This window comes from Pseudomaricurvus hydrocarbonicus (genome assembly GCF_011602365.1).
GTDB classification, from domain to species: domain Bacteria; phylum Pseudomonadota; class Gammaproteobacteria; order Pseudomonadales; family Cellvibrionaceae; genus Pseudomaricurvus; species Pseudomaricurvus hydrocarbonicus.
Genome location: NZ_JAAONZ010000002.1, coordinates 391,385 through 412,302 on the forward strand (window position 1 = coordinate 391,385; position 20,918 = coordinate 412,302).

Here is a 20,918-nt window from a genome sequence, read left to right on the forward strand (position 1 = left end):
TTGAATAGCACTTTTTATAATTGTTATTTTTAAGTGTCAATCCTGACACTTAGAACCAATACGTAACCGGCTAATGTTAAAGCGTTTTTGTTGTTATTTTTTACAGAAACACATTGCCGGTCACCTGAAAGTAATGATTAGCGCGAACCCTTCTTGAAAATAACCACTTCCACTGTTTGGATCAAGATGTAGAGATCCAAAAACAGACCATGATTCTTAATATAATAGAGGTCGTATTTGAGCTTCTCAATAGCGTCTTTGTCGGAGGCTCCGTAGGGATAATGTAATTGTGCCCAGCCTGTCAATCCAGGCGCTACGCGATGGCGTTCAAGATATAAATCATTAAGCGTTGCCAGTGAATCGACGAACTCTTTTCTCTCAGGCCGGGGACCCACAAGACTCATATTCCCTATCAACACATTCCAAACTTGAGGAACTTCATCGATTCGGTATTTTCGGATAAATTCACCGACCCGCGTTACTCTAGAGTCATTTTTGCAAGCCCACTGAGCTTTTCCATCCGCTTCAGCATCTTCACGCATGCTTCTAAATTTATAAATTGTAAAGAGCCTACCTGCTCGCCCCACCCTTTTTTGGGTATACAATACCGAAGATTTTAATCCACACTCCATTTTTATGGCGATGGCCGTTATGAGCATAACAGGAAGAAAGACCACTGCTAATATGATGGCACCGACAATATCCACCGTTCTTTTTAAAAAGTAAGACAAGTAGTTGTTAGTAAAGCCATGAGACTTGATTAACCAACCGCTATGAATCAAGTCCAGTTGAACCATAGCCGCCTCTCGCTCAAAAAAATCAAGATCTTCTATCACCCTGATGCCGCTCATACGGCAGTCCAGCAGATCATTGGAGGGATTACCATGACGCCGGTCATCCAGAGCAATAACTACCTCATCAATATCATGCGCTAAACAGTATTCGCAGATATTATTAACCTTCAGTAATTTGTCCGGGTCAACGTAATAACTTTGACAACTCATCGATGGCACGAAACCCACCAGGTTAAAACCACGCTGATCGGTCTTTCTTCGCAACCGCTCAATCTTGTGTGCTCGTTCGCCGGTACCCAGAACCAATACATTCCGGCGCAACAGCCTGCCATCAATGTACTTGTCGAAAAAATAACGAATACCAATGAATGCTGCAGCTAAAGAGGACACTCCCAACAAAATGCGCGAGAATGGCCAGCGACCATCCGTTAACCAGACCTTCAACAAAACCATGAAAATGATGCACAAGATTAACGAGGCCAAGACATGCAAAAGAACGTCAAACATAGAGTTTCTTTGACGCGTGTCATACAACCCCATTGCAGCCAATGATATGACAATAAGACTCGAGAAAATGATGCCTTCCAAGGCAAATTCCAGCCCGGAAGTTTCCACGCTCAAGCCACTACTCATTACAGAAAAGGCAACAAAGGACAAAGCCCATTCGACCATGGCCAACCATATGTATTCAATGTGGACATAGTGTCCCGCAACTCTAAACTTACCTCTCAAAAATTGAGTACGGGAAAACTTCCGTTTCTGGTAAGGCTTTTCTTCTGAAACACTTTCTGAAACAAAAGGCTTAAAAAAATCCTTTTGTTCTAGTTCTGGCGTAATTTTTTCTCTGACTTGCACCTTAGTTTGAGGCATTATCAATATTCCCAAATCCTTGATAAACAACGACTTCCATCAAACCTGCTAAACCTTATCTGACTATCTCCTTACACACCAAAGACGTACAGATCCCCAAGACAGGTAATTAGAGACTGAGAAGTATGCGACACCGTTAACTATAGTTTAGAGGTTTGACATTACAATCCAATGCAAAGTTTATTGACCAATCTTTTCAGAAGACCACTGATATAGAACAATGTAAGAAAATATGCCAGGAAGAAAGTAAAATGGATAAAATAGCGCAACCCTTTATTTAGACTCACTTTTATATAGGTGAGTCATTGTCTTTATCCAATTCATTGTCAGACTCAGGATCCCTAAAAAACTTCACCACCTTGTCGCCATAATCCAGTACTTTTTGCGATTTTTTCATTTCCAGAACCTTTCTGACTTCATCTTCCCGCACCCTGGATGTCCTTGCTATTTGTTCTGGGCCCACTTTGATGGATCTATGGTTGGGGTTTTTCAAACTCGGAGTCGCAGATTTCCACAACTCGTTTAAAGCAAATTCTACGCGACCGGTTTGTGGCGCAAACGCCTGCACCATGGCCATATTGTCCGTATCTCTCACACGCTTCGCAAAGTGCTTTAACAGCTGCTCCATGTGATCCGGATTCTTTTTGAGCATTTCGAACATATGTGACCGCTCGATTGAAATAAGCTCGGTATTGACTAAAGCAGAGGCCTTGGCAGAACGCCTTTCGCCATCAAATACTGCCAGCTCACCAAATAGCGCGCCCCTGGACAAGTTCGCCAACACCATTTCGTTGCCATTGGGGTCTTCTCGTGAAATTGCAATCCAACCTTCATCGATTGCGTAAGTATGATTTGCCAGATCATCCTGGTTAAAAAGGACTTCTCCCGGTGACAATAAGATACGCTCAAATTGGCCACAGAAATTGTCCAGCCAAAACTCATCCACAGACTTGCTGATTTTACCAAACGCCCAATCGAAAACTTTGTTGAAGGGCGCGGCAATAGCGATCATATTGTCTCCAACCTCCGGTTTCCACTCCCCTTTGGAAACAGTTTTGAACCCCAAACGGCCATACATTGGGAGCGTTTCTTCACTGATTGAACAGATCACAAAACTTGCACACATGTCGTGCATTACGCCAATGGCGGTTTTAAACAACGCAAATATGACATTACGCCGGTTGCGCCAATCCTTATGAACGGCCAACATACCCCCACTGACAAAGACAGGCCTTACTCCCTCGTTACTCTTTTCACTTTCAAATTTACGAGTCAGATTTTGGCGTATCTCAGAAAAGTCAAAATACACCTCAGCCGGGAGCCCTATCTCAGTGTCCTCGTTGACGCGCATTGATCCAACAGCTTCACCGTCTGAATACGCAACAATATTCACTACCCCAGGCACTGAATCAAAATGATCAACGACTCTTGGGTTCTCAGCAGCTCCCCCTTCGAATCTGCCTTTTTCCTCCACATAGACGCGGTAACGAAGATTAAACACATCGTCCAGCTCTTTCGCAGTTCGGGCAATCTTTATCTTAATTGACATAGGGTACCATTCGTTAACAAATATCTGTTCAACATATACACGCAAAACGCTTATTCTTTATTGAAGTCATGTTTACCATAACTGTCATTCGGAATTTAAAGTGACTTCGGCTAAAAGGGCTGCGACGTCTTCTCTGCTTGAAAATTCCGGGTACTTATCAAGTAAATCAAGCAAGGTTCTCTTTGCCGAAGACACGTCACCGGAAACCACATCAATTTTTGCACTGTGGTAAATTATTTGAGGATCATTGGGTGAATGACGCAGTGCCATTTTCACGGTTTTTTGAGCCAATTTCTCTTCGCCATTGTGCAAATACGCTAACGCCAGTGTATCCAGTACCATCGGCGAATCCGGGTTTTTATCTACGGCTTTTTTAGCGTACTCCAGTGATTCGGCCGGGTTACTCTCCAGCAGGTTCCAGGCAATATTGTTCATCGCCTTATAATTTTCACCATCGATTAAAATCGTACTTTTATAATATTCAATGGCCTTATCTTTTTGCCCATTTTCGGACATTAAATTGGCCAATTCCAGTCTGGCGCCAATGGATTTTTTATTGTTCTGTATCCAATCATTTAGCAGTGATTCTGCCTCCCGCCTTTCACCAGACATCTTCTTGACACGGGCCAGCTCAATGAGGTTGTCTTCTGTTTTTTCAATGCTGTAAATTCGTTGGAGAATATCCGTATACACCTCTCCATTACCCCTGAGTTTAGCTATAGCGTATTCCACTTTTAAGGCATCCAAATTGTCAGGGATCAACTTTTGAACCACTAAAACCTGTTCAAGTGCATCATCAAGTTTTTTCTCGGTTAAATATTGTCTAGCCAAATCCAGTCTTGCCGGGGAGAAATCCGGCTTCATTTCAATCACATGCTGAAGCTGTTTCACCATGGCTTTTTTCCGCCCCATTCCTGCATACGCTTTAGCCAACAGGTAGTTGTTTGCGACAGAATCCGGATTGATTTGGGTATAGTGCTCCAGCTTTCTGGCAGCCCCCTTATAGTCCTGGGCTTTAAACCTGGATATTGCCGACACTTCAAGAACAGCAGGGTCTCTCATTTTCTTTTGTGGCAATCCCGACAACACCACATTTACTTTAAGGAATTCTGATTTGGACAAATAATACCGTGCCAATACGACTCTTGGATCTACCTTTTCCGGCTCCACTTCTATAGCCATCTTCAGGTACTTGATCATTTGCGCATTATCCTCCTCAGCACTATTGATAAATGCCAACTTCATCATTACCCAATAGTTTTTAGGATCGATATCCAGCATTTTCTGATAATGGTGTTCCGCCAGAGCGACGTCTCCTTGCTCCATAGCAATTCCGGCCAGTGCCTTATACACGGCTGTATCATTGGAATTCAAAGATACTGAGGTTTGATAAACCTCTTTTGCCTGTTCTATATCTCCTGACTTCCACAGTGCCAACCCCAATAAATTGTACGAAACGTAACTGCCTGGATTTTTATCCCGATACGCTTTAGCAATCTCAATAGCTTTGTTGTACTCATCGGCTTTAACCAGACCGACAACCAAAGACACGTGGGCTGGATCATAACCGTCATCCAGAGCAACCGCCGACTGAAGATGACGCAATCCCTCTTTCTTGTTTCCCAGCATCATGTAGCTATTACCCAAATCCATGAGTACTTTCGGGGATTCTGGCTGCACGGCTGAAATTTGGGTGAGCAACTCTACTGATTGTTCAACTTGACCAAGTTCGAGGTACGCCCTTGCTAGAAGCGACATGACTTCGGGATCTTGCTCTGTTAAGGGGGCTAAAATCCTCACAACGCTCTTAGCCTTACCAGAATTCAAATAAAGACCCGCCAGCAGTTTTCTTCCACTGAGATCCTCAGGCTCGAATTCAAAGTACTCTTCGGCAAAATTCTCAGCCAGCATCTCATTGCCTTCGGCTAAATTTGCTAACGAAAGATAGTAATTAGCGATGGGGAAATAATCCGTTTCATTCGCTACCAAAAGCGCTTCTATTGCCGCCTTGTTCTTACCTTTTGAGAACTGATAGACACCATTTAAATATTGGTACATCACACTTTTGGGGGAATAGCGTTTTATAACCTCAATATCTTCATAAGCCTTGTCAACCTCTTCCATCCTAAATCGAGAAATTGCACGCCCATAATGCGCCCTTATATTTCGGGCACTGTACTTAATCGCCTTGGTGTAATTCGCCTCCGCCTCTAACATATCACCATCTATCTGGCGTATATCTCCCAACAGTTTCCACGCCAGTGCATTAGACGGATCTTCACTCGCAACAGACTCTACCAATGATTGAATTTCCGAAATATCATTGCCCGCTTTAGATAGATCAATTTGAGCCCTAGCCAATTTCACATAAGATTCGTTTGAATTCAGCGCCTCGGCCTGACGCAATTTCGACTCCGCCTCCTGGACTTGACCAGCAGACAGCAATCCAAGACTTTGCGACGCCAACACCATTGACTTTGGTTTTGCCACTAAATTCGAAAGATCTATCTGATTAAGGCTCCTTAACTTATTCTGCTCTACATATATTTTGGAGAGTATTGGCAAAGCCAGATTGACGTCCCCGCCAAACTCAATGTACTTTTCAAGTTCCAACTCTGCACTGGGCATATTTTCCTCTGCAAAGAAAATACTGCCCAGCAGCCATCTGGCTTCTATATTTTCAGGGTTAGACTGAAGCGCTTTTTTCAACTGAATCCTTGAAGAGGCATAATCCCCCTCCAGATAATACAGATTTGCACTATCCAGATAGCTCATCCCGTCCGTTGTTTGATCACATCCATTCAATAACAACGAGCACACCAATATGGGCGCAGCGACCCAACATGTAATTTTCATAGGCATCCTTTTTTAACGAAAATATAAAATCAGTTGTGCCGCAACAACATCCATAAATTCAATACGGTGCAACCAATTCTTTAGACGGAACTCCCTGACCTAAAATCCCAACACCCTTGGACAAGATCCGAAAATAAAGACCATCAGACCAAGATGACCTCATCCTAAAATACGTACTGCGGGCACTGATAGCCTTCCAAGTTGATAACACTGAATCAACCATAAAATCGACAACCTCGACAACCACAATCATTTAATCTTCGAATTTACCTCATTTAAAAGAGCGCTTGCCTCATCTCTCATAGAAAAAGAAGGGTACTTGTCCAAAAGATCCACCAATGTCTTTTTAGCCGAAAAGACATCGCCAGACACCAAATCTATTTTTGCGCTGTGGTAAATAATTTCGGGGTTGTTTGGAGAGCGAAGCAACGCTTTGTTAACTGTACTCTTGGCCAAATCTTGCTGCCCATTTTCCAAATACGCCAACGCAAGCGTATCCAAAACCACAGGGGAATCTGGATTTGTATTTATCGCTCTTTTTGCATACGAGAGAGATTCACTGGGATTACTCTCCAACAGATTCCACGCAATATTATTCAGAACCTGATAATTTTTATCATCAATCATCAACGTACTTTTATAGTGCCCTATCGCTTCCTGCTTTTTCCCATCCTCCAACATCAGATTGGCCAACTCCAATCTGGCTTCAACAGAGTTTTTATGACGTTCAATCCATGCATTCAGAAGAGACTCCGCCTCTTTACGATTACCAGACATCTTTTCAGCCAAAGCCAATTCGATCAAATTCTTCTCTGTTTCTTCCAAACTATAAATATGCTTTAGAATCTTTACCGAGTCCTCTGCGCTGCCTTTGGCTTTGGAAATTGCGTACTTCACCTTTAACGCATCGACATTATTCGGACTGAAAGATTCGACTTGCTGAATTTGTTCAGCGGACCGCTCCAATTGTCCCGCCTCAAAATACAACCTGGCCAACCCCACCCTCGCCGTCCAATGGTCCGGCTTCAGCTGAATCACTTGCAGCAGCTCTGCTTCTACGTCATTTTTACGGCCTAAGCCTGAATACGCTTTCGCCAATAAAAAGTGACTGGAATATGAATCCGGCTGAATTCTCACCAGTTTTTCAAGTTTTCGAGCCGCAGTTTGATAATTCTGAGTCGCAAGGTGAGAGCGTGCAGAAACATTCAACACACTTGGGTCGCTCTTTTTCTCATGAGGCAACGCCGACAATACCACGTCTACTTTTAACGGCTCTCCTTTAGACAAGTAATAGCGTGCCAATACTACCCTAGGCTGTATTTCATTCGGCACCGCATCGATAGCCATCTGTAAATATTCAACCATTTTCGGATCGTTCTTCTGCGCCCCATAGATGAAGGCCAATTTCATCATTACCAAGTAATCATTGTCATTAATATCAAGCATGCTTTGATAATGCGTTTTAGCCTGTTCAACATCATCTGCTTCCATCGCCATTGTTGCCAACGCTTTATGTGCGGCAGAGTCATCAGGGTTCAGCGCTATAGACTTTTGATAAGATTGTCGGGCCCTTGCAGTGTCGCCCGCCTTCCAACGAGACAATCCCATTAAATTATGGGCAATATAATTATCCGGGTTTTTAGCCAAATAAGCCTGTGCGGCTTCAATCGCTTTTTGGTGTTCACCCACTTTTACCAGGCCAACCACCATGGACACATCAGCTTCATCCAAACTGTTATCCAAATCAATAGCCGCCTGCAGATGCTGCAACCCCAGCTCTTTATTGCCCAGCATCAAATAGCTATTGCCCAAATCCATCTGTACTTTCGGCGATTCTGGTTTGAGTTCAGATACTTGCGTCAGCAAGGCTACTGATTCTTCCACCTGATTCAGTTGCAGATGGGCCCGAGACATCAGCGACAAGACTTCCGGATCTTCGTCGATGCTCGACAAAAGTTTCAGGACGTCCTGAGGTTTTCCGACCTTAAGATAGACCGTGGCCAATAGCTTTCTACCTCTCAGGTCTTCAGTCGCAAGCTCAAAATAGTTTTTCGCAAAACTCTCAGCCAAAACATCATTACCTTCCGCCAGGTGTATCATGGCCAGATAATAATCAGTGATAGGAAAAAAGCCTGTTTCATTGGCCACGCTGAGAGACTCAACGGCCACTTTGTAATCGCCTTTGGAAAACCAATAAAGGCCATTCAGATAGTGATACATCACGCTTTTAGGCGCGTAGCCCTCAATCACTTTGACATCTTCGAACGCCCTGTCAACTTCATCCATCCTGAAACGCGCGACCGCCCGACTGTAATGTGCACGCAGATTTCTCACACTGTTTTCAATCGCTCGGGTGTAATTGCTTTCCGCGGCTTCCAGATCGCCGCTCATTTGCTCAATGTCACCCAACAACTTCCACGCTGGTGCATATGTCGGGCTTTCGTTGACGATACTGGCTACGAAAGAATGCACTTCGCCTATATCGACATCGGCTTGAGACAGGTCAAATTTTGCGCGCGCAAATTTTACATAGGCATCTGCAGAGTTAAGATCTTCAGCCTGTCGTAGTTTCTCCTCGGCAAATACAGGCTCACGCCCCGACACCAAGCCAAGTGTTTGTGAAGCAAAAACCAGCGCTTTAGCGTCATCCGATAGATTCTTAACCTCCAGATCCCGCAGACTACGGATTTTATCCTGCTCAACCAATATCTTTGACAGTAGTGGCAACGCCACATCCACGTCACCACCCAGTTCTATGTATTTTTCAATTTCTATTTCAGCACTGGGCATATCCTCTTCAGCAAAATAAATCGTGCCCAATAACAGACGCGCTTCGGTATTATTAGGGTTGGACTGGAGTACACCTTTTAACTCAATTGTCGATGATGCATAATCACCTTCCGAGAAATACTTTTTCGCACTCGCCAGGTCTGACCTTTCGCTCTGGGTAGAATCACAGGACATTAACATCAGCGAACACACCAGCACTGCCAAAGTGACCCAACAATTTCTCATCATTCACATTCCTTATTTAGTGTTTCTGGGATTCCATTAGCGACAACCAAGATATCTATTTAAGTTATAACCTCAATCCACCAAGGTTCTAAAAGCAATAAACCTAACGGGTTTATTGAGTATAGAAAAAATCCAGCGCAAGCGCTGGATTTTTCAGGTATCGTCTGTGATGAAACAGATGATGGTATGAACTATGACTTTCTTCTACCCAGCAATCCCATGCCGAGGAAGCCAATACCCAACAGCATTAACGAACCGGGCTCTGGCACAGTAGTCACGTTAAAGTTGACATCGGTGTCCCCGCGAGCGAAGGCACCCAAGCCAGCTGGCAGACCACCACCACCGACGACATTGGCATTACCCGTCACCAGTGCCAGGCCATCGCCTGCACACGCAAACAACCCACAGGTTAGATCCTGATCACCGAATGTCAAACCGGTGAAGTTGGTACCAGCCACCTCGCTTAAGGAGAAGTTAACGGTACCAAAATCGGTACTGGAGTTGGCTGCGGCGATTTGGCTTGGATCCAAAGCGCCACCAATATCGGAGATGAAAAACCACTCATCATCCGCATCCAGAACGGTCAGTTCCAGCCATGGGGTGCCGTCAGTTACCGCAGCACTACATGTGGCCATGGTAGTACAATTGACGAACGTACCAATATCCAGATCCGTGGTACTGCCGAAGCTGAACATCTGCACCATGGAGGTGGTCCCAAACTGACCAAAATCAACACGAGTACCCGCGGCACCAAGCCCGGTGACCCCAGTCACTTCAATGGTCGAGATGGCCACCAGCTCGTCATTGGCTTCATCCAAATTCTGAACCGGATCCAGACCGTTGGCAGCGTAAACGTCTTCAATAGAGCCAAATTCCAACACCGAAAAAAGGACATCGCCGACACTGATGAGGCCGTCACCGTCATTGTCAATGTGCCAATCCAATAACTGATCTTCTGCTTTTGCCCCTGCGGTTGTACCGTCACCGGGAGGCAAATAGAAAGCCGAGGCTCCAGCGCTTCCCAGACTGAATGCTATGGCAGAAGCCATGAGCAGGTGTTTTGTTTTCATGCTTTCTATCTCCTGTTATTTTTTACCAGTAAGGTGGCAATCCCAAACCAATCAAATTCTCCACCACGCTGATAGAAATGCATGCACTGTGCCAACCGTTAACTTGTTACTCTAACTCCCTGATAAGCCGATAGTTTCATTGAAAACCTACTTCGCCCAAAAAGGCAGTTTTTAATGTTTTGTAAAATAACCTGACACAATCAAAAACACTGACAGAGAAGCCCTTAAGACGATTTAAGTAAACGTCGCAGAGGTTTTCTGATGGAACGGGCGACAGGGGCTTGCCCCCATCCCAGCCGCCCCATAAACACCCCGCGAGTTGCGACATCCGGCGCGACCTGCTGCTCAAGGTCCGCCGCTATTTCTGCGGCTTCACCCATAGCCTCATCACGAGAGCTGAATTGCTTCTTCCCCCGACTGTATTGGGTAAAAATCAACGGTGTCATCTCAGGCTGAAACTGCAACCCCAAGCGAGTCGCCTCTAACCACAATCGCTGAAGCGCCCGCCCACCGTCTAACCGATCTTCCAAAGTGCTCAAAGGGGTTTTCGCCATTAACATGAAATGTGCGCCACAAAACCAACCGGTCATTAAATCCAATTGAAGGCGCGGCAACCAAGTGCCGGCCATAAATTTATTCAGAAACTCCACCCTCGACCAGCTTTGCAATGACCAACGCATCAACTTCAAAGGTACAGTTCCCAAACCGACAGCCTGATCCGGAATACGGTCTTCACTGTAACGACTGTTCCATTCAATTACCCGGGTATGGACGTCATAAGCTTCTTTGATCGTCAATCGAATTCTGGCGCTGCGAAATAACAGCTTGGCCATCGCCCAACGCGCTTTGCCGCCCTCAATCCATACCAATTGGTATTGCTCCCCCACTGCCTGCTCAAGCTGGTTTTTTTGCGAAGGCGTCAAGTTTCGGCTGGAAAACGGCCGTCGTTGTGTAGTTCTGACTTTAACGTAGGGCAGCCACTGACTCGGAAGGATCTGAGCATTTTTCTGTAACGTAACATCAATGACAGGGAGCCGCTCATCAGAATCCGGACGCAGATTAAACTCGGCCGTCATGCCCTCCGCGCTGGCGGCAACATCAATCGTTTCCAGCAAAGTTCCCAATGCAATTTGACTGGCATGCCCGTCCAGATCGTACACGCACCAGTCCCGGGTATCGCTGCCGTGAATGACAAACCGGTTGTGCTCCAGCACTTCAAATTCCCAAACCTGGGTATTGTCGCCACTGGGGGCCCAGCGGGCCAACTCCAGAATCCTTAACAGTGCAGGGTCCATATCACGGCTTATCTCTGGCCCTAAGTTTTCGGAGCCCTCGGTGGTCTGCTGAGCCCGCTTTTTCATCAACTGCTTGCGCGCGATCTTTAACGCAATTTTCTGTATGGGATTGTCATTTCCGCCCGGACGCCAGGTTTTCTTTAATTTATTTTTGTAAGCGTCAAAATGCAGCCCCCAGGGAGCTGCAACAACATCACCACGATTGAGCAACGCTTTCAAACTGTTGGTGGCGGCAATCCCGGCGCACAGCTCACACGCCATGGGCGTCGACGGTCCTTTTTGCGCCTCAAGGTCGATGCGTTTCTCATCAACCAGGTACCCCATTTGCAACATCGACGGTGACAGCCCCAGCAGGAAGCGTAACTGGCGCTCATCTTCCTCATGGCCTTCCATGCGGAAATACTCTTCAAACGTCATCTTGCCAGGCATAAAACATAACAGCGCGGTGCCCATGCCCAACGGTGCTGCAGTAATGGCCGGTATGCCTTTTTCAGCACAGGCGGCAAATACCGCCCGCCGGATATCCAGCACAAAGAAGTCCAGCCCATCAATATAAAGATCCACGCCGTCCAGAAAAGCATCAATATTGTCGTGATTGATACCCTCAGGAAACATGGTAATGTCCATGGCAGGATTTATGCCTCGCGCCATTTCGGCCATCACTTCTACTTTCGGGCGGCCTACATTCTGCATATAAGCACCCGCCTGACGATTAAAGTTTCCCTGCTCAAAAATATCCAAATCCGAAATATTAAAATGAGCAATTCCCAAGCGTGTCAAGGTCAGCAAGTGGATGCCGCCCACGCCGCCTACTCCGGCAATGGCAACACGCTTGGCTTGCAATACCTTTTGCTCATCCTCGGTAACCCAACCCAGATTCCGGGAGAAAGCTTCATCATAATCAAATGCGCCTAGATGTGTTCCCATAGCGTTTTGAAAAACCTTTTCATAAATTTGTTGTTGAGTGGATACCGTTAGCCTGTAATCGCACAAGTCATGCGACGACACGCCGACCAGGAAAGCAATCACGGTGGTATCGACTGGATTTCCGGCGAAGTAATACCGTGTGTTGTAAAAAGTGCAATTCTGCCTCTTTCGGATTGCGAGTGAAGACTACGCTGTCACATCCTGAATATTCATAGAGCGAAACCGACCAGTCACTCCCGTCAGCCCAATAAAAGAAGAAATGGACGACAAGCGATGACGCTATGCAGAGAGTCTGCAGCGGAAGCTGTCGCATGATCCCTCAAATGCCGCTGATTGAGGCGAAAGATAGACCATTCACCCACCCACTAGTTCACTTAACAGGCCCTTGAAAACATGAAGTCCATCGCAAAGTGTTGCTTTATGACTCTTCCTGCGAATGGCAGACGGCTTTACGGATTCTCTCTCATGAGCTTCTTTACATAACGAACCGGTATGGCGTAGGTAATGCCAGAAGGTGTTTTCAGCAACCCTTCTTTGGCGCCTTTCACAAACACGCTGTTAACCACCCCAATGACTCGACCATCATCGATTCCATACACCGGGCTGCCGCTGTTACCGGGGTAAGCAATCGCATCCAATTGATACACTTCGAAAGGATTCTTCAGGCTTTTAATGTGTTCTGCGGATAAATTCGATGCTGAATATGTCGGAAGAATGAAAGGGGTCACTGCCGAGATAATGGCGCTGGATGTCACGGGGTAAAGACCTAAAACCATGCCGATCGGGAAGCCGGTGAAGGCCACTTGGCTGCCCTCTTTGACAAAGTCATCGCTCGCCAGGACCAAGGGCTGTAAAGTGGCGCCGGTCAGCTCCAGCAGAGCCAGGTCATGCTCTGCATCAGTAGCCCTCACTTTTGCGCTCGTCGCCTTAGCCGCTTGCCCCCGCCCGGAGAATACGACCAGCACTTCTCCGTTGTCCGTGTCTATGGTTTCAGGCAGTACGTGCATGTTGGTAATCACCTGACGGCCATTACCAACCACAAAACCGGTGGCCAGAATTTTTACGGGAGGCCCTTTTCTTTTAAGGCTTCGCGCCGGAGTTACCGTGCCAACCGCAATGACGCTGCCTCTGACCTTATCCAGGGTCTCCGGTAACGATCCCGCCTGAGCACTGCTCCACCCGCCCATCAACAGCCACAGAATAACAAGCAGAGTCCCCGCCCTTGCGGGCACCCACACTGCCTTAAAATTCGGTATTATCAATGACGTCCTGATCCTGTAACACAGCAAATTCTGCCTCCTTTGGCTTGCGTTGAGCTTTATTGAGAATCGCTGTGACAGAGCTGGTGATCGTGACAGCTGATTGGCGTTCACTTCCTCAAAATAAGACCCTATGCCTAAATATAGACACAAATTTAGACGACCTCCCGAATCGTCACGGAAAAGGCTATAATTACCCCCTTTTCAACCCTTGATATCCGGGCCTGGCCCCCTGACTCTGCGGCACTGCAATTGACAACAAATTTGACAACAGAATTCGACACGACCTCGACAACCCTGCCACCGGCGGTGAACCGACGCTTCTGCATCGCCCCCATGATGGAGTGGTCAGATCGTCATTGCCGACACCTTTGGCGCCTGATTTCTCATCATGCGGTTTTGTACACTGAGATGGTGACCACCGGTGCGCTACTGCACGCCGACCCCGCTCGATTTTTACGCTACCACCCCACCGAGCACCCACTGGCGCTTCAGCTGGGCGGCAGTGACCCTGTGGCCCTGGCAAAGTGCAGCCGTATGGCCGAAGAATGGGGCTACGACGAAGTTAACCTGAACTGTGGCTGCCCAAGTGACCGGGTACAAAATGGTATGATTGGTGCCATTCTGATGGCTCACCCGACCAAAGTGGCCGATTGCGTCAAAGCCATGCAGGACAGCGTCAGCATCGATGTCACAGTCAAGCACCGCATCGGCATTGACGACATGGACGATTACGCCGGCATGGCCCATTTTGTCGAAACGATCGCCAAGACAGGCTGCAAGACCTTTATTGTGCACGCCCGTAAAGCCTGGCTTCAGGGGCTCAGCCCGAAAGAGAATCGCGAGGTACCGCCTCTGCGGTATGACAGGGTTTACCAGTTAAAACAGGAATTTCCCGAGCTGGAGATTGTCATTAATGGTGGACTGCACACCCTGGCGCAGTGCGAAGAACAAATCGTCCAGGTTGACGGTGTCATGGTTGGCCGAGAAGCTTACACCAACCCTTACCTGTTAGCCGAGGTAGACCAGCGTTTTTACCACGACCATCACGAAATTAAGTCTCGTCAGGAAATTGCCGCTCAGTTTGTCGAATACTGCCAAGAGCAGATGAGCGAAGGACAACTGCTAAAGTATATGACCCGCCATATGCTCGGACTTTTTCAGGGTTTACCCGGTGCCCGGCGTTTTCGCCGGCACATTAGCGAAAACGCCCACAAGCCCGACGCCGGGATTAGCGTTCTGGAAGATGCGATTGGCCTGGTCAATTTTTAGTCACTGGGCGCCATATTCACTAAGGTAATACCCAGGGCTCAGGCCCCTGCGGAGCAACCTTTTACCACGAGCTAAGCGGCACCGCCACTGGGCTCATCCACCATCTTTAAACAGTGAAGAGGCTCACTAATGCTTAAGGGAATTAAAACGTTTTTTTCGGAACTGCTGGACACCGATGCCGAAATTATTGACGCCCTGGATCCGAAGCAGCTGGCCGCCGCAGCTCTCATGATTGAGGTCGCGACCATTGACGATCACTTTGATGCAACCGAAATACAAGCCTTGATCAATGAGCTCCAGCGCCAATTCGATATCGACAGCGAAACCTTACATCAGTTGATTGACCAGGCACGCAGGGAGAGTGATGATGCCACGTCGCTGTACCAGTTCACGCGCTGCGTGAACGATGAGTTCAGTGCAGCAGAGAAATTTGAGCTGATGCAGGGAATGTGGCGAGTTGCCTTTTCAGACGGCGATCTGGACAAGTACGAGGAGTATATTATTCGCCGGGTCAGCGATTTGATATACGTCCCCCACAGCGAATTTATTCGCGCCAAAAAAGTCGCCCTCGATAGATGAGGGTGTGGTTTGACCGGAGTTTTATGGGGGCTGCTATTGCTGAAATCAGTTGGAGTCTTCCAGGGTTTTCACCAGATCTTTAAAGGTCTCCCGGTTGTTTTCATTTAACTCCATCAAAATCCTGTGGGCTTCCAACACTTTATTTCTGGCTGCGCATTCATCCATGTCACACACTTCCAGGCACTGATCGGGACTCAGTGGCACGGGCAGTTCGGTCATGATATTAAAGATCTCGGAAAAACCCATGGTGTCTAGAAGTCGGTTAATACCGGCCGACGTGGAAATAATCACAGGACGCAGATGTTTGCGCTGATCGGCCAAGATCGATATTTTAGCCATCAACCCCAGCGTGGTACTGTCAATCGCTTCTGCACTGGTGAGATCAAAAATGATCGAGGCAAAATCATCCGCCTCAAACATGGCATCGATAAACTGGTCAAATGACATGCACAAGGTCAACCTGACGTCACCCACCATCTTAATCACATAGACGCCAGCGTGATCTGCAACCCAAATCTTACCTTGCTGCATAGTCTTTACCCTGAAACCCTTGAGCCTTTAACCCAACTGCAACTCTCGACATCACTGACCGTGTTTTCATAGAGTATTTTACAACTGTTCACTTCAACTACCACTGCGTGAAAGACACAAAACGGCAATATCGTCCGGTGCATCGACAATTTCATCCAGTTTAAGCGTGCGGTTGATATTGTCCATACCGGCCGCGCCCGACGAAAGCCAACTCAGCAAATAATCTTCCTTTTCCAGCAAATCTTGAGGAGGCATAACCTCCAAAATGCCATCTGAAAAGGCTAATACTGCTGAGCCAGGGGGAAGTTCGGCCTCATACAACTGCCATTCCTGATTGGGGAACAGCCCCAGAGGTCGACCTTTACCTTCTAAAAAGCAGGTTTGATCCGGAGTTTTCAGCACCATCAATGGCAGGTGGCCAGCCACGGCATAGTACAGCCGGTTCAATTTAATATCCACTACCCCGACCAGACACGTCATATGATGACCCAGGCGGGTCTCCAGCAACAGGCGATTGACCTCAGCCAGGCCGATGTTCATGTCTTCTGCCACCGAACGTTTGCCGGTAAACAGCTGCCAGGTATGGGCAACTTCTGCCGTGGCGTGCTTCAGCCAGATGGTCGCGAAGGCTGATGACGCACCATGCCCCGAAACATCGGTCAGATAAAATGAGAAATATCGATCACCGGTATAGGCCAAATCTATGAAGTCACCGCTGAGGAACAGCGAGGGAATAATGCGGTGCTCCAGGCAATATTCGCCTTTGGTGACTTTTTTGGGGGGCAAAAGCTGCTGTTGCACACGTCGCCCCGCCTCCTGATCCTTTTGCAAAGTCCGCAAATGATCCTTAAGTTCACTGTTGGCGGCTTCTAACTCATCGCGGTACTGTAAGTTTTGGGCCAGAAGATCACGCCGTTCAAGGCTTTTTTCCACCGCATGAACGAGCACCTCCATATCAACAAGAGGCTTGATCAGGAAATCGGAGGCGCCCAGGCGCAGTGCCTTGACGACATCCCCCATGACCCCGACTCCGGACATCACGATTACCGGTGTCTCTGGAGAAAGCTGATGTACTTGTTCCAGCACCTGCAAGCCATCCATTGAAGGCATACGCAAATCGGTGAGCACGACCTCCGGAGAATGTTGCTGAAACAGCGCCATACCCACAACACCCTGGTCGGCCTCCAACATTTCAAAACCGCTGTCTTCCAGATAGGCCACGACACTTTCCCGCACAATCGTATCGTCATCAATGATGAGTAATTTCCGACTTCCTGAAGGCATTCTTCACCTGAATCGATTGTAGTGATATCCAGCTAAGCACTTAATAAAGTTGACTGAACAGCGCCGCGATATGCACTTCCAGCATGAAAGATTCCCGCAAGGAAGGCAAACGCCGACAGTGTCGACACGGGCATATCGCAAAGAATTAAGCGACATAAAGGGCTTACACTACTCTTATCACCACAGGCACGCAAGCTGTTCAAATGACAATTTTTCCGGTAGTTTTAGCACAGCAATACTAAGAACTTAAGCTTATAAAAGAGACTCTCAACCTTCTTATTTTGGCTATGCACACGTCTGTCCAAGCCAGACGAGCAGACTGCAGACCACAAAGGAACCCACCCAGACCGCACCAGAAAAACCACAACAATAACAGGGCTTCACTATGAATCTGGCTAACAGAGCTTATCGGGAAAAACGCAGCTTTATTCGGATGCAGGTCAATGCGCCGGCCACAGTGGAATGCATATCATCAACGCTGACCCTTGAGACCAATCAGCTGTCGGGGACATGTCGGAATATAAGCGGTGGTGGGATGCTGCTTGAGATAAACAAGGTACTCCCGGTGTCCAGTCAGCTCAATGTCACCGTTTTTTCCAGACACAACCATCAACCCATACTGCAGGTAAAAGCGGAAGTGGTCAGGGTCGATAGTGGACCTGAAAATCACTGTTTACTGGGTTTAAAAATTCTGCAGCCGGACCCGCCACCAAGCGGCGTGTAAGCGCGGCAGCATCACCTTACCAGTCAGCATTGGCCACCCGAATGCAAGGCCAATGGCTGCCGCTGCCAGTTCTGAGACTGCACTGCCCTCTTTAGAATTCGGGCTTGAGCGTTTGAGCGGGGTTAACCCTCGGGCTGAATTAAAAGTCGAGCTCACCGCCAAAATCGTCTTCGACAACACCGTCCTGAATCAAATATGTTCTCCGCTGGAGATAAGCGTCGCGAATAAAGCTGTACTTATCACCGCTCAACAGGTCTTCTGCATCCAACAGCTTCGCCCGGGTATCCAGCAGATCCGCCCCCATTAAGACGTTACGCGTGCGAATGTGGTCAATACTGCTGACAGGATGGACATAGGCACCCAGTGGGTAGCCAAAAACATCTCGAACCGTCGACGAACCCAGGAACGGCAACACAAGGTAGGCGCCTTCACCGGCTCCCCACACAGCAAATGTCTGGCCAAAGTCTTCCCCTTCGCTGCGCGGCATCCCAAAATGACGAGCCACATCAAAGATACCCACAACACCCGCCGTAGAGTTGACAATCAGGCGACCGGTATCATTACTCGCCTGAAGCCACTTCCACTGCAAGACATCATTGAGGATATTGCGAACTTCCAGAAGGTTGGAAAAAAAGTTGGAAACGCCCGTTTCAACAGGGTCAGGAGTGACAGCACGGTAACCTTTGGCAACCGGCTTTAAGAAATAGCGATCCAGGGTATCGTTAAAGACAAAAATCTTGCGATTGAATCCTTCCCAAGGGTCCCGATCACCGACCTCGGCAGATAAACCAGCTTGGCTAACCAGTGAAAACAGCAATCCAGCTGCTATTGATGTAAATCGGGCATTGAATCCCATCGTCTCCCTCCTGACATGTACGAAGGAAGCATTTTAGCCCAGGTCGGATTGAAGGCATAGCGCCTCCACCCAACTTACCCTTCCAGTTTATTCAGCACACTGAAACTGGTAGTGCAAAAAATAATCAGATTGAGCCGGCACAGACCATTCTTTCAGTTTTTCCCAGCCCTGCGGGCAATAATGAACCATCTGTGCAAACAAGCCATTGAGCGCAGATTGAGGACCACCCGTTACGCTAAAGGGCTCACGGATATTAAACACGACGCTGGCATTCCTCTCCGCCAGGTCGTTCTTTACCAGCTGTTCAGCCGGATTCAGGCGAGCTGAAGCCTGTTTTGTGACCTGTGCGCTGAGGTCTTCCTCCACCACACCTTGGCTGCCTGACTGCAGGCGAGAGACATGCTGATCCAGGCCTGAAGGCTGGTCGGTATTTTTCTGCGAATAGGTGTCGACGGCTTTTTTGTTTCTGCCAAAGAAGCGGGTTCCCTCTTCGGGGTCATAAACAAAATCAGGTTCCTCGCTGCAATCCACATGCAGTTTACTGAAATCCAGGCTGTCCGCCATATCCACTTCATTGCCACAGGTGCTATTGTCAGCCCGCAACGAGCCGGCAAATAACTGAGTTGAACACGCTATGACAACTGCTGCCCAAAAATTACGCTTCATCATTTTCTCCACAAAAATGACTGGTTATCAGTAAATTGATCGGCCTTTCAGAGCTTGATCAACCTTCAATAATGCATCCCAAAAATCAACCAACCGGAAAAGGTGCCAATGCACCTTTTCCTTAAGCACTGTTTAAATCGATGGCTATATTAGAACTTGTGTTCCATGCCCAGGCCAAAGACATCGCTGTCGGATGAGAAAGACAGCAGATTGTCATCGGTTTCGATGTTGGAATAATAGGTGTAGACTTTGGTTGACTTGGCCAGCTTGTAATCAACACCCACAACCCAGGCCTCTCTTTCAAAGTCATCGTCAACAAGGCTGCCACCAAAGGTTGCATCTTCAACAGTGTACTCGCCCTGACCGTATTGAGTTTTCAGAACAAAGTCACCCAGCTTATAAGCAGCGCTGACCATGAAGCTGTCTTCGTCGTAGCTCATCTCGGTTGAACCAGAAGCGTTATCTTCAAAGTTGTCACCGTCTTCAGCTTGCTGAAGAATCGCACCCAGGGTCAGATCACCGATTGCGTAAGAGGCCACAAAGCGGTTGATGTTCAGAAATTGCTTTTCCTGACTGCCGGATTTTACGTTTTCATCACGAGACAGAGCCAAATACAGGCCTTCGTGGCTGAAGCTCACCCCGGTGGAGTAGCTGTCCAGCAGACCGTCGCGACGATCGCCACTGTCTTCACCCAGAACACTCATCACAGAGAGTGAAAAGCCACCCAGTTTAGGGGTAGTGTAATTGATCATGTTGCTGGAACGGGTCTCACCAGACATCCAGTTCTTGATGTCGCCACCCTGCAAATCACCAAACAAATCCACTTTCGCTTGAGACAGCTTCAACACGGAATCGTGGCGACCGGCGATGATGGTGCCGTAGTCACCCATCAAGCCCACATAAATATTGCGCTGCTTGAAGGTTTGATCGTCAGAGCTGCTGCCAGAAATACCACTGTCTACATAGACTTCAAATTCGGCCTTGTAGATGGCGTACAGGTTCTCGCCCAGCTGGGTTTTACCCTTGAAGCCCACACGTGAAGCATTACTGTTGAGGTTCCAGGCGCTTTCGTTATCGCCGTCAACGCTGGAATCAAAGTTGGTGTTTACCGCCGTTACGTTCATTTTGCCGTAAAAGCTGGTATCGGTTTCGCCCAACTCGGCGAACGCAGTGACAGGCAATACAGCGGCTACAGCTAATGGTAATAATGCTTTTTTCATGGTGTTATCCCCTAAACTCTTTTGGTTGTAGTTAGACCAGTTGTCATCAAGCCTTGAACGCAACCCTTGCTCGTTGATTACGTTATGGCAGGCATTCTGACGACGAAATATGTCAGTAATATGACCAAGGTTTAAAAAAGGGATTTTTTAT

At 47.6% G+C, this 20,918-nt stretch carries 15 protein-coding genes; 3 read left to right on the forward strand and 12 right to left on the reverse strand.

Annotated elements, in window-relative coordinates:
• Positions 1–137 precede the first annotated feature (137 nt).
• The 7 genes from G8770_RS04030 to G8770_RS04060 form a co-directional block, all read right to left on the reverse strand.
• Complete coding sequence (locus tag G8770_RS04030; protein WP_167182005.1) at positions 138–1,664, reverse strand: TIGR03013 family XrtA/PEP-CTERM system glycosyltransferase; 1,527 nt, start codon at positions 1,662–1,664, stop codon at positions 138–140.
• 289 nt (positions 1,665–1,953) lie between these two features.
• Positions 1,954–3,213 carry a cyclic nucleotide-binding domain-containing protein gene (locus tag G8770_RS04035; RefSeq protein WP_167182008.1) on the reverse strand — a complete coding sequence of 420 codons (1,260 nt, stop codon included), beginning with the start codon at positions 3,211–3,213 and terminating at the stop codon, positions 1,954–1,956.
• A gap of 84 nt (positions 3,214–3,297) precedes the next feature.
• Positions 3,298–6,069 carry an XrtA/PEP-CTERM system TPR-repeat protein PrsT gene (prsT, locus tag G8770_RS04040; protein WP_167182011.1) on the reverse strand — a complete coding sequence of 924 codons (2,772 nt, stop codon included), beginning with the start codon at positions 6,067–6,069 and terminating at the stop codon, positions 3,298–3,300.
• 249 nt (positions 6,070–6,318) lie between these two features.
• Positions 6,319–9,087 carry an XrtA/PEP-CTERM system TPR-repeat protein PrsT gene (prsT, locus tag G8770_RS04045; RefSeq protein ID WP_167182014.1) on the reverse strand — a complete coding sequence of 923 codons (2,769 nt, stop codon included), beginning with the start codon at positions 9,085–9,087 and terminating at the stop codon, positions 6,319–6,321.
• Between the two features lie 188 nt (positions 9,088–9,275).
• On the reverse strand, positions 9,276–10,154 hold the full coding sequence (locus tag G8770_RS04050) for a PEP-CTERM sorting domain-containing protein (protein ID WP_167182017.1): 879 nt from the start codon (positions 10,152–10,154) through the stop codon (positions 9,276–9,278).
• 224 nt (positions 10,155–10,378) lie between these two features.
• On the reverse strand, positions 10,379–12,376 hold the full coding sequence (locus tag G8770_RS24330; RefSeq protein ID WP_167182020.1) for a ThiF family adenylyltransferase: 1,998 nt from the start codon (positions 12,374–12,376) through the stop codon (positions 10,379–10,381).
• Between the two features lie 449 nt (positions 12,377–12,825).
• A complete protein-coding gene (locus G8770_RS04060; protein WP_208022032.1) occupies positions 12,826–13,608 on the reverse strand; it encodes a trypsin-like peptidase domain-containing protein in 783 nt (260 codons plus the stop codon).
• Between the two features lie 291 nt (positions 13,609–13,899).
• Here G8770_RS04060 and dusA point away from each other — a divergent pair, with 291 nt between their 5' ends.
• Both dusA and G8770_RS04070 read left to right on the forward strand, forming a co-directional pair.
• A complete protein-coding gene (gene dusA, locus G8770_RS04065; RefSeq protein WP_279537085.1) occupies positions 13,900–14,907 on the forward strand; it encodes a tRNA dihydrouridine(20/20a) synthase DusA in 1,008 nt (335 codons plus the stop codon).
• Positions 14,908–15,036: 129 nt separating this feature from the next.
• Positions 15,037–15,486, forward strand: coding sequence for a tellurite resistance TerB family protein (locus G8770_RS04070; protein WP_167182023.1), 450 nt, complete (start codon positions 15,037–15,039; stop codon positions 15,484–15,486).
• A 45-nt stretch (positions 15,487–15,531) separates the two neighbouring features.
• Here the strand turns inward: G8770_RS04070 and G8770_RS04075 are convergent, their stop codons facing one another.
• Positions 15,532–16,017 (reverse strand): STAS domain-containing protein, encoded by a 486-nt coding sequence (locus G8770_RS04075; RefSeq protein ID WP_167182025.1) that lies wholly within the window; start codon positions 16,015–16,017, stop codon positions 15,532–15,534.
• 93 nt (positions 16,018–16,110) lie between these two features.
• A complete protein-coding gene (locus G8770_RS04080) occupies positions 16,111–17,301 on the reverse strand; it encodes a response regulator (protein ID WP_167182027.1) in 1,191 nt (396 codons plus the stop codon).
• Between the two features lie 385 nt (positions 17,302–17,686).
• Between G8770_RS04080 and G8770_RS04085 the strand changes: the two genes are divergently transcribed.
• Positions 17,687–18,025, forward strand: coding sequence for a PilZ domain-containing protein (locus tag G8770_RS04085; RefSeq protein ID WP_167182029.1), 339 nt, complete (start codon positions 17,687–17,689; stop codon positions 18,023–18,025).
• A 139-nt stretch (positions 18,026–18,164) separates the two neighbouring features.
• Here the strand turns inward: G8770_RS04085 and G8770_RS04090 are convergent, their stop codons facing one another.
• From G8770_RS04090 to G8770_RS04100, 3 genes are all read right to left on the reverse strand, one after another.
• Positions 18,165–18,881 (reverse strand): MlaA family lipoprotein, encoded by a 717-nt coding sequence (locus G8770_RS04090; RefSeq protein WP_167182031.1) that lies wholly within the window; start codon positions 18,879–18,881, stop codon positions 18,165–18,167.
• Positions 18,882–18,968: 87 nt separating this feature from the next.
• Complete coding sequence (locus tag G8770_RS04095) at positions 18,969–19,547, reverse strand: hypothetical protein (RefSeq protein ID WP_167182033.1); 579 nt, start codon at positions 19,545–19,547, stop codon at positions 18,969–18,971.
• Between the two features lie 149 nt (positions 19,548–19,696).
• A complete protein-coding gene (locus G8770_RS04100) occupies positions 19,697–20,767 on the reverse strand; it encodes a porin (RefSeq protein WP_167182035.1) in 1,071 nt (356 codons plus the stop codon).
• Positions 20,768–20,918 lie beyond the last annotated feature (151 nt).